The sequence below is a fragment of the Pseudactinotalea terrae genome (genome assembly GCF_009733845.1).
GTDB classification, from domain to species: domain Bacteria; phylum Actinomycetota; class Actinomycetes; order Actinomycetales; family Beutenbergiaceae; genus Pseudactinotalea; species Pseudactinotalea terrae.
Genome location: NZ_WNXZ01000001.1, coordinates 872,024 through 889,135 on the forward strand (window position 1 = coordinate 872,024; position 17,112 = coordinate 889,135).

Below are 17,112 nucleotides of genomic sequence, written 5' to 3' on the forward strand. Positions count from 1 at the left end.
CACTCGTGGCGGTCGCGGACACCCATGGTACGTCCGCCCGGTCAGCCGCTCGGCAACCACTCCTCGATCGCCGCTCCGAGGAAGGGCGCCAGCGCCGTGGCGTACTCGTGGCTCAGGTGGCTGTAGTCGCGGTAGACGATCACGTTGCCGACGACCGGGTAGCAGGTGGTGGCGTCGCAGAAGTGGTCCGTGAGGTCGACCACGCCCGCCCCCGCCTGCTCGGCGGCTGCCAGCAGCGGGTCCGGCGCCGCCGACTCCAGTCGTGAGGTTGCGCACGCTGCGAAGTCGTTCGCGTGCCCGGCGAGGCAGTCGGGGACGTTCGCGCCCTGCGTTCGCGGGATCGCGGCGATCGTCGCGACCGGGACGTCACGCTCCAGCCAGGCCCGCCAGTACTGGGCGAAGCCGGCCACGGCGGGATCCTGCTCGACCGCCGACGACTCTCCCAGGAGATCATCGGCCGGGACCCCGTACTCGTACTGCGAGGAGTACGCCGTGACGAGCACCAGGTCCGGGGCGCTCGAGAGCACCCGGTCCCGCACCTCACCGAGCCACTCCCGGCACGCCTCGAGGTCGCCCTCGCTCTCCGCGACCCCGGTCGCTCGTGCCGCCGCCGACGGCGGGCAGCTCGCCTTGGTGTAGGTCTCGATGCGCAGGTTCTCGTCCTGCCCGAGCCGGTCGAGCGCGGGGAACCACTGGGTGCCGTGGGAGTCACCCACGAGCACGACGACGCCGTCGGGTTCCGGGTCGTCCGAGCCCAGCGCGCAGGTGAGCACCTCGGCCCCGTGCAGATCCTGCTGGCAGCCGGGATAGGCCGGGTCCTCACTCTGCAGGGCCACCGCCTCGGGCGGCGAGACCAGCAGCAAGCCGGGCCCCATGATGCCACCGCACCCCTCGGGATCTGCGAGGGCGCCCGGTCCCACGCACTCGGCAGGGAGCGACGCCGCGGCCGCCTCCGCCGCCTCGACACGCGCGTCGAGCTGGGCGCGCAGCGCGAAGCCGAGCGACAGCACGAGCACCATCCCGGCCGCCGCCAGCGCGTAGGTGCGTGCGACACCCCGCTGCCCCGCCCGCGGCGTGCGGAACCGGTCCTCCACCCACACCTTCGTGCCCCACGAGAGCAACGTGACGAGACCGATCGCCACGACCTTGTCCACGAACCCGAGCGAGCGTGCGAGCGCGAACGGCGCCACGACCACGACCGGCCAGTGCCACAGGTACACCGCGTACGAGATGTCTCCGACGAAGGTCGCGGGCCGCAGGCTCAGCCACCGGTCGGCCCCGAGCCGCGACTGCGTCCGGCCGGCCGCGATCACCGCGGCCGCACCCAGCGTCGGGAAGGCCGCGACCCAGCCCGGGAACGCACTGTCGCCGTCGAGCATGAGAGCACTCGCCACGATCGCCGCGATGCCGACCCAGCCGAGCGCGATCCGCGCGAGCCTCCCGAGCCGCACGGCGACCAGGGCGAGCCCGGCGCCGAGAGCCAGCTCCCAGATCCGGGTCGGGGTGGCGAAGTACGCCCACGCCGACGCGGCCGCCGTCATCCACACCGAGGTCACGAACGAGGCACCTCCCACCCCTGCGATGACGATCGCAGCCGTCCGCACACGGTCCGCCCCCGGGCGGAGCCGGCGGGCCAGCGCGAGCCCGGCCACCAGCAGCAACGGCCACACGACGTAGAACTGCTCCTCGACCGAGAGCGACCAGAAGTGCTGCGCGATCGTCGGCGCCTCACCGAGCGCGAGATAGTCCACGGCGTCCGCGGCCAGCGCCCAGTTCTGCACGTACAGGGCGCTCGCGATCAGCTGCCGTGCGGTGGCGGCCCAGTGCGTCGGTAAGACCCAGAGATAGGTCGCGACCGCGCAGACGGCGAGCACGAGCAACGAGGCAGGCAGGAGCCGCCGGATCCGGCGCGCCCAGAACTCGCGGAGCGAGACCGTGCCGTCGCGCACGACCTCCTTCATCAGGTGGGAGGTGATGAGGAATCCGGAGATCACGAAGAACACGTCGACGCCCACGAACCCGCCCGGGATCCGGTTCGGCCAGAAGTGATAGAGCACCACGAGCCCCACCGCGACCGCACGCAGCCCTTGGACCTCGGGGCGGTAGGTGCGCTCGAGCGGCGTGGCGCTGGTCACGGAGAGCGAGGCTAGCCCGGGCGCTCCGCCCTGTGGTCGACTCGGGGACATAGGCTGGCACCATGCGGTTCCTGTCCGGAGAGCTCACGAACGATCTGACCTACTCCGATGTCTTCCTGGTCCCCTCTCGTTCGGATGTCGCTTCCCGGTTCGACGTCGATCTGACGCCTCTCGACGGCGCCGGTGCCACGATCCCGGTGGTCGTCGCGAACATGACGGCGGTCACCGGCGCGCGCATGGCCGAGACCGTCGCCAGGCGCGGCGGCATCGCGGTCCTCCCGCAGGATGTCCCGCTCACCGAGGTGAGCCGCACGATCGAGCGTGTCAAGGCGCGTCACCCCGTGCTCGAGACCGCGGTCACGGTCACGACCCCCGACACCGTGCACACCGTGCTCTCGCTGCTGCACAAGCGCGCTCATGGCGCCGCGGTGGTGCTCGAGGGTGATCGTCCGGTCGGCGTGATCTCACGCGCGGACTGCGAGGGAGCCGACCAGTTCGCGCAGGTCGGCACGCTGATGTCGAGCAACCCCACCACCCTGGGGATCGACGTGCTCGCCGGCGGCGGCGAGGCCGCGCTGCGCAACGCCTTCAACCAGCTCCACGCGAATCGGCGGCGCTTCACACCGGTGGTCGACGGCGAGGGTCGCTACCTCGGTGTCCTCACCCGGCTCGGTGCGCTCCGTTCCTCGATCTACTCCCCCGCCCTCGACGGCGCGGGTCGGCTGCGCGTCGGCGCCGCGATCGGCGTCAACGGCGATGTCGCGGGCCGCACAGAGGCGCTGCTCGAGGCCGGCGCCGACGTGCTGGTCGTCGACACCGCGCACGGCCACCAGGCCAAGATGATCGAGGCGCTCCGCACCGTGCGCTCGATCGCCACCGACGTCACGGTCGTCGCCGGCAACGTGGTCACGGCCGACGGCGTCACCGACCTCGTCGAGGCGGGCGCCGACATCATCAAGGTGGGGGTAGGCCCGGGTGCCATGTGCACCACCAGGATGATGACCGCCGTCGGGCGGCCGCAGTTCTCCGCCGTCCTCGAGTGCGCCACGCGCGCCCGCGAGCTCGGCAAGCACGTGTGGGCCGACGGCGGGGTGCGCTACCCGCGCGACGTCGCCCTCGCGATCGCTGCCGGGGCGAGCCAGGTGATGATCGGTTCGTGGTTCGCCGGCACCTACGAGTCGCCGGGCGACCTGCACGTCGACGCCAACGGGCGTGAGTACAAGGAGAGCTTCGGGATGGCATCGGCGCGCGCCGTCGCGGCCCGGTCCTCCAGCGAGCCCGAGGCGTTCGACCGCTCCCGCAAGGCGATCTACGAGGAGGGCATCTCGCACTCGCGGATGTACATCGATCCCGACCGGCCGGGCGTCGAGGATCTGCTCGACCACATCACGTCCGGGCTGCGCTCGGCCTGCACGTACGCGGGGGCGAGCACCATCGAGGAATTCGTGGAGAGGGCAGTCGTGGGGATCCAGTCGCAGGCAGGGTACGAAGAAGGCCGACCGCTGCCGGGTGGCTGGTCGTGAGCACCCTGCCATACGGTTCCTGGCGCTCCCCGCTGCACGCCTCCGACCTCGCCGGGGCGAGCGTGCGGCTCTCCGAGGTCGCGATCGTCGGTGCCGATACCTACTGGACCGAGGGGCGCGCCTCCGAGCAAGGCCGCACCGTCCTGCTGCGCCGGGATGCGGCGGGCGCAGTCTCGCGGGTCTCGCCCGAACAGGCGCCCGACGGCGGCACCTTCGACGTCCGCTCCCGCGCGCAGGAGTACGGGGGCGGCACGTTCGCCGTGACCGACGATCTCGCCGTCGCCTCCCGCAAGGAGGACGACCGCCTCTACCGGTTCGCGCTCGACGGCGCGGGCGCCACCCCGCTCACCCCTGCGGACGGTGCGCGGTACGCCGATCTCGCGATCGACGTCGAGCGCGGCCTGGTCTACGCGGTCAGCGAGGACCACGGCGAACCGGGAGGCTTCCGCACCGATCCGACGACGACGCTGGTGGCGATCCCGCTCGACGGCAGCGCGGCGGACTCGCGCGAGCGGGTGCGGACCGTGTTCGAGGGCACCGACTTCGTCAACGCACCCCGGCTCTCGCTCGACGGCGACTATCTCGCCTTCGTCACCTGGGACCACCCCAACATGCCGTGGGACGGGTCGAGCGTGCGCGTGGGCGTCCTGACCAGCGACGGCACCTTCGGCTCGCCTGCGCTCGTGGTGGCCGGCGGTGACGACGTGTCCGCGCAGGAGCCGGTATGGACACCCGCCGGTGACCTGGTGCACGTGGACGACAGCTCGGGCTGGTGGAACCTCTACCGCACCGAGCTGCAGACGCCCGAGGGCTGGCTCGAGCTCCGCACCCGGCACCTGCACCCGGCCCAGGTCGAGTTCTCCGCGCCCCAGTGGGCCTTCGGGCCGCGCACGCTCGCGGTGCTCGACGAGGACCACCTGGTGCTCTCCTGGGTCGAGGAGGGCCGCCGTCGGCTCGGCACCATGCGCCTGCTCAACGGTGAGCTCGAGGCCTGGATCGGGGACTGGGAGCCTGCCGGCGCCATCGCCGCCGCTCCGGACCGGGTGGTGTTCGTGGGCTCGCACCCGCGCCGCCCGGGTGCGGTGGTCGAGCTGGAGCTCGCCGAGGGGACGACGACGGTGCTCGCCACCTCGACCAGCATCACGCTCGACGACGCGAGCGTGAGCGAGGCGGAGTCGGTCTCGTGGGATGCGGGCGCGGGCGCCGAGGCGCACGGGTTCTACTACCCGCCCACGCTGGCCGGGACCACCGGTCCCGAGGGCGAGCTGCCGCCGCTGCTGGTGATGATCCACGGTGGGCCGACCGCGGCCACCAGTCCCGGGTTCTCACCGGGCGTGCAGTACTGGACCACCCGCGGCTTCGCCGTGCTGGATGTGAACTACGGCGGCTCCACCGGGTACGGCCGCGCCTACCGCGAGCGGCTCGACGCCTCCTGGGGGGTGGTCGACGTCGCGGACTGCGCCAGCGGTGCGGCAGCGATGGCAGCCGGCGGCCGTGCCGACGCCGCGAGGCTGGCGATCCGTGGCGGCTCGGCAGGCGGCTTCACCACGCTCGCAGCCCTGGCGTTCACCGACACGTTCGCCGCGGGCACCTCCAAGTACGGCATCGGCGATCTCGCGGCTCTCGCGGCGCAGACGCACAAGTTCGAGGCGCGGTACCTCGACCGGCTGGTCGGTCCCTACCCTGAGGCCGAGGCGGTCTACACCGAGCGGTCGCCGCTGCACCATGTCGAGCGGATCACGGCCCCGGTGCTGCTCCAGCAGGGGTCCGAGGATCGGGTGGTGCCGCCGTCGCAGTCCAGCGGGATGGCCGAGGCGCTCCGGGCGCGCGACGTGCCGGTCGCCTACGTCGAGTTCGCGGGCGAGGGGCACGGGTTCCGTGGTGCGGAGGCGATCACGAGGGCGTTGGAGACCGAGCTCGCGTTCTACGGGCAGGTGCTCGGGTTCGAGCCCGCGGGCGACCTCCCCACACTGGTGCTCGACGCGTGAGCGGGCCGAGAACCGCCGTCGTCGCTGGGGCCTCGGGGTACATCGGGCGGTACCTGACGGCGCGGCTGCGGCACCGCGGGGTGACGGTCCGGACGATCGGTCGCGGCGCTTCCGCCGATGCCGGCTGGGGTGACGAGAGCGCCGTCGCGCGGGTGCTCGACGGCGCCGACCTCCTGGTCAACCTCGCCGGGCGCTCGGTGAGCTGCCGGTACAACAAGCGCAACGCTGATCTGATCTTCTCCTCCCGCGTGCGCACGACGGCGGAGCTGGCCCGGGCGTTGGGCCGCGCCGCTGCTCCCCCGCCCGTGTGGATCAACGCGAGCACCGGCACGATCTACCGGGACGCGCGCGACCGGCCCCAGGACGAGGCCACCGGTGAGCTCGGGAGCGGGTTCTCGGTCGAGGTGGCCCGGGCATGGGAGCGCGAGCTCGGCGGGGCGCCGGAGCACGTGCGCACGGTCGCGCTGCGGATGTCGATCGTCATCGGCGCGGGCGGCGGTGCGATCAACCCGATCATCAACCTGGTGCGCATGGGGTTCGGCGGGCCGATGGGTGATGGCGGCCAGATGTTCAGCTGGGTGCACGTGGAGGACGTCGCTCGTGCGATCGACCACCTGTATGCCGACGCAGGCGTCAGCGGCCCGGTCAACGTCGCCACCCCGAACCCGGTGACCAACGCCGAGCTGATGAGGCAGATGCGCGAGGTCTTCGGTGCGCCGTTCGGGATCCCCGAGCCGACGTGGCTGCTCGAGGTCGGCGGTCGCATCATCGGCACGGAGCCTGAGCTCGTGCTGAAGAGCCGCTGGGTGCACCCGGGCGTGCTGCTCGGCACGGGCTTCACCTTCCGATTCCCGCACCTGCAGGGCGCGCTGGAGCAGATCGCCTCGCGCACCCGAGCGGGTCTGCTGCCGGTCCAGCTCGGTTGATGTCCTAGGCTCCTGGTTCGTGCGAGCAGTACGGATCCATCGCGACCAGGACCTCCGGATCGAGGAGGTGCCGACACCGGAACCAGGACCGGGTCAGGTGCGGATCCGACCGACCCATGTGGGCATCTGTGGTTCCGACCTGCACTACTTCTCGGACGGCGCGGCGGGGATCTTCAGGATCGTCGAGCCGCTGATCCCGGGTCACGAGATGTCCGGGACGATCGACCTCGACCCGTCCGGTCGGTACGCGCCGGGTACACCGGTCACCGTGCATCCGGCGACCTGGGGCCCGGTGTCGCAGGGTTCGCGGCCGACCTGGCCCGGCGGGACCTTCCTCGGCAGCGCCTCCACCTCGCCCCACACGCAGGGCGCGATGTCGGAGTTCCTCGTCGTCACGGCCGACCAGGTGCGGCCGCTGCCCGCGGACCTGCCGTTGCGCCGCGCCGCGCTCGTGGAGCCGCTCGCCGTCGGCCTGCACGCGATCGCTGTGGCGGGCGGGGTACGTGGTCGATCGGTGCTCGTGGCCGGGTCCGGCCCGATCGGGCTGCTCGCGGCCGCGGGGGCGCTCGCGGCCGGCGCGTCCGAGGTGTGGTGCACCGACGTGCGCTCCGGTCCCTTGACGCGGGCCCGCGCGCTGGGAGTCACCGAGGCCGTGGACGTCGCGCGGGCGGAGCTGCCGGAGTCCCGGTTCGAGGTGGTGCTCGAGTGCACCGGCATCCCCCAGACCCTGAACTCGCTGCTGCGCGCCTGCGCGCGCGGCGGCACCCTCGTGCAGGTCGGGAACGTGCCGAACGAGGACCGCCCCGTCAATCTCGCGCCGATGGTCTCCAAGGAGATCCAGCTCCGCGGGACGTTCCGCTACGACGACGAGATCGACGGCGCGATCGCGATGCTCGCCGCCAACCCCTCGATCGAGAAGGTGATCACGCACGAGCTGCCGCTCGAGTCGGTCCTCGAGGCGTTCGCCGTCGCCGCTGACTCCGATGCCTCCGGCAAGGTGCTGGTCCGGATCTCGTAGGGCTGCCCGCTCGGCGTTGGTGTTGCCTCGGGTCGAAGGATCACCTGCATCTCGGCCCAGGTGTACAGCAGAAGGCTCCGCGTGGCCGCGCTCCAGTGTCACCGCGCCACCGCGCCCAGACATCGCCGCGGCGGCTGACCGGAGGCGGCGGGCACCGCGCCCAGGGTCACCGTGCGACCTCGGGCGGCCGGCCGCGGTCGAGACAGGTCAGGCGTTCTGCCTTGGTCGGGGCGGATGTCCGTGGTCGATGATCTACTTCTCGTATGGATGTTCTACCTCTGGGTCTGGTCGGTGATGGCGCGTTGCGTGCTGCTGCTGTGGCCGATCGTGAGGTGACTCGGATGGAGGGGGTGCGGCTGGATCATCTGGTGCAGTATCTCGGGGAGGTTGCTGCGGATGGGGAGCCGCCGCTGTGGCAGGGCCGGGGTGCGGAGCGGGCGATCCGGCTCGGTGGTGCCGGGACTCCTGAGGTGCCGGAGTTCGCGGTGGTGGAGGTCGCTACGACGTTGGGGCTGACGCAGCCTGCTGCCACGGTCCTGTGTGCGGATGTGCTGGATCTGGCGTATCGGTTGCCGCGGTTGGCTTCGGCGGTGCGTGCGGGGGTGCTGGGGTTCTCCCGGGCGCGGGTGATCGCGCGGCGCACTCGGGAGCTGAGCAGGGAGCAGGCTGCGCTGGTGCAGGAGCGGTTGTGCCAGCCCAGGGACACGAGTCTGGGTCCGGCTCCGGTGGTCGCGGTGGTGGCGATGTCGCGGTTGCGCACGGTGGTGGATCAGGCGGTGATCACGGTCCGGGGGCCGGAGAGTCAGGCCGAGGCCCAGGCGCGGGTGGCGGCCTCGTTGTTCGTCCAGGTCAGCCCGGGCGAGCCGGGTGCTGCGGATGTTGCTGCGCGTCTGGAGGTCACTGATGCGGTCCGTCTGGACCGGCGCCTGGATCAGATCGCCGGCTGGTTGACCCAGGTCGGTGACGCCCGCCCGAAAGCGATCCTGCGTGCCGTGGCCCTCGGGCTGCTGGCCGATCCCGCACTGCTCCGTGCCCTTGACGACCTCCGCAAGCAGCACGAAGACACCTCTGTGAGCCCGACGGCCACGAGCGAGTCCAGCGACGTCGGCGAGTCAAGCGACGTCGGCAGGGATGAACCGACTCCGCCCACGCCGACCGAGGCCATCGAACCGCCGGTCATGCAACCGTCGGCCGTCGAACCGCCGTGGGATGCCCAACCTGATGGCACCGTGTCCACGGATTCGCCGGCGCGGCTCGCCGAAGCGGCGCACCACGCACTTTCCGACAGGGCAGGGCATCACGAGACCCCTTCATCGCGTTCCAGACCTGCAGGTCAGGAGGACCCTGGCCCCGCGCAGGAGCCTGTGCTCACGGGTGCGCTTCCGCCACCGGCTGCCGCTGCGATTGCGGCAGAGTCCGAACCGGACGGCGGCGACAGTGACGACAGCGGTGACCGCGCGGGCGGAGTCGGCGGTGTGTCCGTCGCTCAGGAGCCGCTCGCGGGTGTGGCGGGATGTCCGCCGGGGCTGTTGGAGGAGTTCGCGGGTTTGACCTCCACGGTGCTGTACGTGCATCTGGACCGGGCCTCCGGGACCTGGTGCGAGGAACGTGGTGGATTGCTCACCCCGGGACAGGCACGCGCGGTGGTGGGGCACGCCAAGGTGAGTGTGCGGCCGGTACTGGATCTGGCCGAGCCGCTGTCCTACACCGGGTACGTGGCCCCGCCGCGCCTGAAGGAACAGCTCGCGCTGCTCAACGCCGGGTACTGCCCCTTCCCCTACTGCCACCGACGCGCCCGCGCCGGCGATGTCGATCACCAGGTGCCCTACCGCCAGGGCGGTCCCACCGCCACCCCGAACACACACCTGCCCTGTCGCAAGCACCACCGCGCCAAGGACAAAGCCGGCTGGAAAGTCACCACCCCGACCCCGGGCGTCTGGATCTGGACCTCACCCGCCGGCGCCATCTACCTCGTCACCAACGGCACCACCACCCAGCTCAACGGCATCGGAGCAGGTGCCGGCGCGACAGCTGGGGGGCCGAGCGCTGTGGCACCCGTCGCATTCGCTCGCCAGGGTGGGCATATCGGAGGCGACAGCGACGGTGTCCCTCTCCGCGGTGTCGATGCCGGTGCCGGGCACCCGGATGACAGCTCTCATGGGATCGGTCCGAGCAGCGCTGCGGGTGCGGGTGATTCCCGACCGGTGCCTGATCGGCGAGCGGACACCCGTGCCGGGACCAGGAGCTGGGCGCCCTCGTGGGACCCGTGGGAAGACATCGACCCGCTCACCCTCGACGAGCACGATGTCACCTACGGGTTCATCAACACCGCCTGAGCCCGGCTCGAGACCGACGGCTAGCTCGAGGCAGGAGCATCGGGACTGGCGGCGCCATCGCTATTGGCCCTCGCCCCGGCACCGGCGCCGGCACCACCGGCATCCGGTACGGGCTCGAACAGCCCCGTGCGTGGTGCAACGAGTGTCCCCACGAGCACGGTCGCCACCAGTGCCAGGAACAACGACACGAGCCCGGACCGGAGACCGAGCATGGCCGTCAGGGCGCCGCCGATCCCGATGAGGAGGGCGGTGCCCAGCCCGTCGAGGATCTGTGCGGCAGCGGTGTTGAAACCCACCTCACCGCGCGCGGAGTGGCCCATCACGAGAAGCGAGACCGCCGGCATGCCCAGTCCCATCCCGAACCCTGCGATGGCCTGCGCCGCGAACGTCAGCCAGGCCGGCACGAGGCCCAGTGTCACGGGAATCACGATCGCGATCGCGACCGCGATCAGGCCGAACGCCGCGCGCAGCAGCGAGTCCCGGCGCAGATCCGGTCGGCCGCCCTGCCACGTCGACGCTGCCGACCAGCCCAGCGACCCGACGATCAGGACCGCACCGGCCTCGGTCAACGTCCACCCGTGCAGCCTGTTGAGCATGAGCGGCAGGAACGAGTTCATCGCGAAGAACGACCCGGCCAGGAAGCCACGGGAGAGCACCGTGGACGCGACGCCACGCCGCGCCAGCAGCGTCCCGGTCGGCACCAGCTGCCGCACCGAGGGGATCAGCACGGCAAGCGCCACCACCGCGACCGGAAGCACCGTGAGCCCTGGGCGCTCCCCCGCCCAGCTCAACGCCGCCACGCCGATCGCCGCGAGCGGTGCGGCAAGCAGCAACCACCGTCCCCCGGGCCGCACACCGGCCCGCTCGGGTCGCGTCGAGCCGAGCCGCCGCAACGCTCGGGACATCATCACGAGCGCGATCGCGGCGAACGGGACGATGCCCAGGAACACCCAGTGCCACGACCAGGTCTCGGTCACGTAGGCCGCTGCGGGCGGCCCGAGCAACGACGGCAGCACCCACGCGGTCGCCGTCCAGCCGAACACCGCAGGGCGCAGCTGCACCGGATAGGCCAGCGCCACCAGCACGAACACCGCCACGGTGAGCGCACCCGCACCCAGACCCTGCAGCGCGCGCCCCACCAGGAGCTGCGGCAGCGCGGTGGCGGTCCCCGCCGCGATCAGGCCGATCGCGAACGCCGCGACACCTGCGACCAGCGGCCCGGCCGGACCGCGCTCATCGGCCCACCGACCGCCCAGCACGGTGGCGAGCACCGAGGAGGCCAGGAACGCGACGAAGGGCCACGCGTAGGTCTCCAGCGTGCCGACGTCGGCCATGATGTCCGGCATCGCCGTGCCCACGCCCATGCCCTCGAAGGCGACGGCGGTGATGACCAGCAGGATGCCCGTCGTCGTCGCGCCCCGACCGTCTCGGAACACGTCCCAGCGGCCGGAGCTGCTCGGCAGCTCCGGCTCAGCCGGGGGTGTGTCAGATGTGCTCAGGCGGCGACCAGCGAACGCAGCACGTACTGGAGGATCCCGCCGTTGCGGTAGTAGTCCGCCTCACCGGGGGTGTCGATGCGAACGACCGCGTCGAACTCCACGACCGAGCCGTCGGCCTTGGTGGCGCTCACGTGCACCGTGCTCGGGGTCGAACCATCGTTGAGCGCGGTGACGCCACTGATGTCGAACGTCTCGGTGCCGTCGAGCCCGAGCGAGTCCGCCGTCTCGCCCGCCGGGAACTGCAGGGGCAGCACGCCCATCCCGATCAGGTTGCTGCGGTGGATGCGCTCGAAGCTCTCCGTGATGACCGCGCGGACGCCGAGCAGCGCCGTGCCCTTGGCCGCCCAGTCCCGCGAGGAGCCGGAACCGTACTCCTTGCCGCCGAGCACGACCAGCGGGATGCCCGCCTCGGCGTACGCCTGTGCCGCGTCGTAGATCGACGTCTGCTCGCCCGTGAGGAGGTTCTTCGTGAACCCGCCCTCGACGCCGTCCAGCAACTGGTTGCGCAGCCGGATGTTGGCGAACGTGCCACGGATCATCACCTCGTGGTTGCCGCGGCGGGAGCCGTAGGAGTTGAAGTCGCGGCGCGCGATCCCGTGCTCGGCGAGGTACGTGCCCGCAGGTGAGTCGGGCTTGATCGAGCCAGCCGGCGAGATGTGGTCGGTCGTGACGGAGTCACCCAGCTTCGCGAGCACACGCGCACCCGAGATGTCGGTGACCGGCGCCGGCTCGACCGTCATGCCCTCGAAGTACGGGGGCTTGCGCACGTAGGTGGACTCCGGGTCCCACGAGAACGTGTCGCCCTCAGGGGTGTCGAGGTTGCGCCAGTGCTCGTCGCCGGTGAACACGTCCGCGTAGTCGGAGGTGAACATCTCTCGGCTGATCGAAGAAGCGATGGTCTCCTGGACCTCCTGGGGCGAGGGCCAGATGTCCTCGAGGAACACCGGGGTGCCGTCCTCGGACTGACCGAGCGGTTCGGACGCGAAGTCGAAGTCCATCGTGCCGGCGAGCGCGTACGCGATCACCAACGGCGGCGAGGCGAGGTAGTTCATCTTGACGTCGGGGTTGATCCGCCCCTCGAAGTTCCGGTTGCCCGACAGCACCGAGACGACCGAGAGGTCGTGCTCGTTGACGACCTGCGAGACCTCGTCGGGCAGCGGCCCCGAGTTACCGATGCAGGTGGTGCAGCCGTACCCCACCAGGTGATAGCCGAGCTTCTCCAGGTAGGGCCACAGACCGGCCTTGTCGTAGTAGTTGGTCACCACCTGCGAGCCGGGTGCCATCGAGGTCTTCACCCAGGGCTTGACCTGGAGGCCCTTCTCGACCGCACGCTTGGCGAGCAGTCCCGCGGCCAGCATGACCTCGGGGTTGGAGGTGTTGGTGCAGGAGGTGATCGAGGCGATCGCGACCCGCCCGTGGTCGAGCTGATAGGTGCTGCCGTCCGGTGCGGTCACGTCCACGAGCTTGTGCGCACGGCTGGACTGCACCACCGGCGAGCTGGTCGGCTGGCCCAACGGCGAGGACTCCTCGTGCGCGTCGTGCGACGGCGAGTCGGAGGCGGGGAAGGTGTCCGCCAGCTCCTGGTCCACCGGGCTCTTCTCGATGCGCTTGCCGTCGACGACGTAGTTCTCGAGGTCGGCGTGGAACTGCTCCTTCGCGCGGGTGAGCGCGATGCGGTCCTGCGGCCGCTTCGGCCCGGCGATCGACGGCACCACGGTGGACAGGTCGAGCTCGATGTACTCGGAGAACTCCGGCTCGACGTAGTCCTCCGCGTCCGGGGCGAGCCACATCCCCTGCTCCTTGGCGTACGCCTCGACCAGCGCCACCTGCTCCTCGTCGCGGCCGGTCAGGCGCAGGTAGTCCAGCGTGACCTCGTCGATCGGGAACATCGCCGCGGTCGAACCGAACTCGGGGCTCATGTTGCCGATGGTGGCGCGGTTGGCGAGCGGCACCTGGGCGACGCCCTTGCCGTAGAACTCGACGAACTTGCCCACCACGCCGTGCTGGCGAAGCATCTGGGTGATGGTGAGCACGACGTCGGTCGCGGTCACCCCGGAGGGGATCTCACCCTTCAGCTTGAAACCGACGACCCGCGGGATCAGCATCGACACCGGCTGCCCCAGCATCGCGGCCTCGGCCTCGATACCACCCACGCCCCACCCCAGCACGCCCAGGCCGTTGACCATCGTGGTGTGCGAGTCGGTGCCGACGAGGGTGTCCGGGTACGCCTTGCCGTCACGGACCATCACCACCCGCGCCAGATACTCGATGTTGACCTGGTGCACGATGCCGGTGCCCGGGGGCACGACCTTGAAGTCGTCGAACGCGGTCTGGCCCCAACGCAGGAACTGGTACCGCTCGTGGTTGCGCTCGTACTCGAGGTCAACGTTGCGCTGGAATGCGTCGGCGCGCCCGAACACGTCGATCTGCACCGAGTGGTCGATCACGAGCTCAGCCGGCGAGAGCGGGTTGATCGCCGAGGCGTCCCCGCCCAGCTCCGCCACGGCCTCACGCATGGTCGCCAGGTCCACCACGCAGGGCACACCGGTGAAGTCCTGCATCACCACGCGGGCCGGCGTGAACTGGATCTCGGTGCTCGGCTCGGCACTCGGGTCCCAGCCGGCCAGCGCGTTGACGTGGTCGGCCGTGATGTTCGCACCGTCCTCGGTGCGCAGCAGGTTCTCCGCCAGGACCTTGAGCGAGTAAGGCAGCTTGTTCAGCCCCTCGACCGCTCCCAGTCGATAGATCTCGTAGCTGGCCCCGCCTACCTCGAGCGTGCCCTTGGCTCCGAAGCTGTTCACCGCGCTCACTGCTGCTCCATCCGGTCGTTCGTCGCCGAGGACGTCACGTCCATGACGTCGGGCTCGACTTCAATCAATTATCTCGATGTCGAGATATCTTACCAGGCTGTCCCCATCACGTCGTGCTCCAGCGTGGCACAGCGCGTCGCCGGTGTCATGGCGTCAGGCGGGCCAGCCGCTGCTCCCGCAGGCGGTAGACCAGCTCGATCAGCGCGGCCCCGACGAGCCCGACGACGACGACGAGCTGCGCGGTCGGGCCGGCGGGCCACTCGAGCGCGAAGAAGTCGCGCGCGGTCGGGATGCCGACGGCCAGCACCGCTCCGAACGCCATCACGGCGACCAGAGCGAGCCGCCACCAGTTCCACGGCCGCGCGAGGATCGCGAGCAGCCACAGCGCCATCACGATCAGCGTCAGCGTGGCACCGGTGCTCGCCTGCAGCTCCTCGCCGCGCTCGTGCAGGATCCCGAAGACCACCAGCACGCCGGAGCCGCAGATCAGGCCGCAGGGCACCGCCAGCTGGAGCACCCGGTCGAGGAAACCCTCCCGGTACCGCTGGTTGTTCGGTGCGAGCGCGAGGAAGAACGCCGGCGTGCCGATCGTCAGCGCACCGACGAGCGTGAGGTGACGCGGCAGGAACGGGTAGGGCCAGGCCACGAGGGCGACCACGACGGCGAGCAGCACGGCGTAGGTGGTCTTGGTGAGGAACAGCGCCGCCACGCGCTCCATGTTCGCGATCACGCGGCGCCCTTCGGCCACCACACCCGGCAGCGTGGAGAACCGGCCGTCGAGCAGCACCAGCCGGGCCACCGCCTTGGTCGCCGCCGCGCCGTTGCCCATCGCGATGCCGAGATCCGCGTCCTTGAGCGCGAGCGCGTCGTTGACGCCGTCCCCCGTCATGGCGACCGTACGACCCTCGTCCTGCAGGGCGTGCACGAAGGCGCGCTTCTGCTCGGGCGTGACGCGGCCGAACACCCGGCCACGCCTGATCGGGTCCCGCAGGGACTCACGGTCGTGCGGGAGCGTCCGCGCGTCGACGGCCTCGGCGCCCCCTTGCAGCCCGACCGATCCGGCGATCGAGCCCACGGTCGCCGGGTTGTCGCCCGAGAGCACCTTGACCTCGACTCCCTGCGCCGCGAAGTACTCGAGCGTCTGGGCAGCGTCGGGGCGCACGCGCTCCCGCAGCACCGCCAGCAACGCGGGCTGCAGGTCGTCCGGCAACGACTCCCCCGCCAGATCCCCGGCGCGCACCCGCGCGAGCAGCATGACGCGAGCACCTGTCGTGGCGAGCGCGTTCACGCGGGCGAGCACGCCGTCGTCGGCCCCTCGAGAGGCGAGCAGCACCTCGGGGGCGCCGAGCACCCACGTGCCCGACTCCGCCCGGTGCCCGCTCCACTTGCGAGCCGAGCTGAACGGGACGACCTCCTCCTGCGCGACCACGGGGGTCTCGGCGAGCCCGCCGGCGATCGCCGCTGTCGTCGGCGAGGCGCCGGGCTCGCGCGCGAGGGCTGCCAGCAGCTCGCGGGACCCGGCGACCTCCTCGATCTCGACCAGCTCGTCGAGCTCGACCGAGCCGTCGGTGATCGTGCCCGTCTTGTCGAGGCACAGCACGTCGACGCGTGCGAGCACCTCGACGGCGGGCAGCTCCTGCACCAGGACCTTGCGCCGGGCCAGGATGATCGCCGCCAGCGCGAAGTTGATCGAGGTGAGCAGCACCAGCCCCTCGGGCACCATCCCGACGATGCCGGCCACCGCCTGCACCACCGCCTCGCGCCAGCCGTCGCCCGCGAAGGCGGTCTGCCAGCCGCCGGCGTTGCGGATCTGGCTCCAGAACAGCAGGAACGCGATCGGGACGATCACCCACGAGATCACCACGAGCACCTTGTTGATGCCGCTGCGGAGCTCGGACCCCACGAGCGAGAACTGCTTGACCTGCGCCGTCAGCTTCTGTGCGTAGGCATCGGGCCCGACCTTCGTGGCCCGGACGACGGCCGAGCCGGCCACGACCGCTGATCCGGAGAGCACGGGGTCGCCGGGAGTCTTGTCGACCGGCTCGCTCTCTCCGGTCAGCATCGACTCGTCCACCTCAAGACCCACCGAGCTGAGCACCTCGCCGTCGGCAGGCACCTGGTCGCCCAGGCGCAGCCGCAGCACGTCGTCGAGCACGACCTCCCGCATGGGCACCCGATGCTCCGCGCCGTCGCGGATCACGGCCACCTCGGCCTGGTTGAGGATCGCCAGCCGGTCGAGTGTGCGCTTGGCCCGGTACTCGGTCACCGCTCCGATCAGCGTGTTGAACAGCAGCACGAAGCCGAAGACCGCGTCCTTCCAGGCCCCGACCGACAGCACGACCACGAGGGCTACCCCGAGGATCGCGTTGAAGAGCGTGAAGAGGTTGCCACGGACGATCTCCCACAGGCTGCGCGAGGAGGTGTCGTCGGTGACGTTGACCTTCCCCGCGTCCACGCGGGCGGCGACGTCGGCGGAGGTCAGACCGGGCGGCGGCACGATCGAGGTGGCTTGCTGCACGGTCCCCGAGTATGGCCGAACTCGGGCCGTGATGCGGATCACATCCGTTCTCGCGTCATGACGGGTCCCCGTCCACGTCTCTCAAGCACGTCGCACCGAGCAGAGAGGACAGCACATGGTTGCCACGGCGTCGCAGCTTCGGCTCCGCCTGCGCCGCGGTCCTCGCCGGTGGACGAGCCCGTCGGGTCAGGGGGTGCGGTGGGGTCGGGCCCGCCTCGCCCCCGCCGGCGGGCGATGAGGCGTTCGGAGGGGTGCCCGGGGCGGGGCGGTCGAGATGGGGGTCTCGGCCGGCCCCGCCCCTGTGACGCCCGCTGCCAGGTCGTACGCGCACGCCACGTGCGCGCCCTCGGGCAGCCGGG

The 17,112-nt window shown here is 71.2% G+C and carries 9 protein-coding genes; 5 read left to right on the plus strand and 4 right to left on the minus strand.

Annotation, left to right across the window (positions count from 1 at the left end; translation table 11 throughout):
* Positions 1 to 41: 41 nt before the first annotated feature.
* Positions 42 to 2,135, minus strand: a complete 2,094-nt coding sequence (locus GPA03_RS04005) for an acyltransferase family protein (protein WP_162458248.1) — start codon at positions 2,133 to 2,135, stop codon at positions 42 to 44.
* 62 nt (positions 2,136 to 2,197) lie between these two features.
* Here GPA03_RS04005 and GPA03_RS04010 point away from each other — a divergent pair, with 62 nt between their 5' ends.
* The 5 genes from GPA03_RS04010 to GPA03_RS04030 all read left to right on the plus strand — a co-directional run bounded on the left by GPA03_RS04010 (position 2,198) and on the right by GPA03_RS04030 (position 9,926).
* A complete protein-coding gene (locus GPA03_RS04010; RefSeq protein WP_156250674.1) occupies positions 2,198 to 3,658 on the plus strand; it encodes a GuaB1 family IMP dehydrogenase-related protein in 1,461 nt (486 codons plus the stop codon).
* Positions 3,655 to 5,646, plus strand: a complete 1,992-nt coding sequence (locus GPA03_RS04015; RefSeq protein WP_206673442.1) for a S9 family peptidase — start codon at positions 3,655 to 3,657, stop codon at positions 5,644 to 5,646. Before GPA03_RS04010 ends, GPA03_RS04015 begins: the two co-directional genes overlap by 4 nt.
* Positions 5,643 to 6,572, plus strand: a complete 930-nt coding sequence (locus GPA03_RS04020) for a TIGR01777 family oxidoreductase (protein WP_156250676.1) — start codon at positions 5,643 to 5,645, stop codon at positions 6,570 to 6,572. The genes GPA03_RS04015 and GPA03_RS04020 overlap by 4 nt, the downstream gene beginning before the upstream one ends.
* 19 nt (positions 6,573 to 6,591) lie before the next feature.
* Positions 6,592 to 7,590, plus strand: coding sequence for a zinc-binding dehydrogenase (locus tag GPA03_RS04025; protein WP_156250677.1), 999 nt, complete (start codon positions 6,592 to 6,594; stop codon positions 7,588 to 7,590).
* A 263-nt stretch (positions 7,591 to 7,853) separates the two neighbouring features.
* Positions 7,854 to 9,926 (plus strand): HNH endonuclease, encoded by a 2,073-nt coding sequence (locus tag GPA03_RS04030; protein ID WP_156250678.1) that lies wholly within the window; start codon positions 7,854 to 7,856, stop codon positions 9,924 to 9,926.
* Positions 9,927 to 9,946: 20 nt separating this feature from the next.
* Here GPA03_RS04030 and GPA03_RS04035 read toward each other — a convergent pair whose 3' ends face one another.
* The 3 genes from GPA03_RS04035 to GPA03_RS04045 form a co-directional block, all read right to left on the minus strand.
* A complete protein-coding gene (locus tag GPA03_RS04035; protein ID WP_156250679.1) occupies positions 9,947 to 11,362 on the minus strand; it encodes an MFS transporter in 1,416 nt (471 codons plus the stop codon).
* A 59-nt stretch (positions 11,363 to 11,421) separates the two neighbouring features.
* A complete protein-coding gene (locus GPA03_RS04040; protein ID WP_156250680.1) occupies positions 11,422 to 14,235 on the minus strand; it encodes an aconitate hydratase in 2,814 nt (937 codons plus the stop codon).
* 145 nt (positions 14,236 to 14,380) lie between these two features.
* Positions 14,381 to 16,753 carry an HAD-IC family P-type ATPase gene (locus tag GPA03_RS04045; protein ID WP_156250681.1) on the minus strand — a complete coding sequence of 791 codons (2,373 nt, stop codon included), beginning with the start codon at positions 16,751 to 16,753 and terminating at the stop codon, positions 14,381 to 14,383.
* Between the last annotated feature and the right edge of the window lie 359 nt (positions 16,754 to 17,112).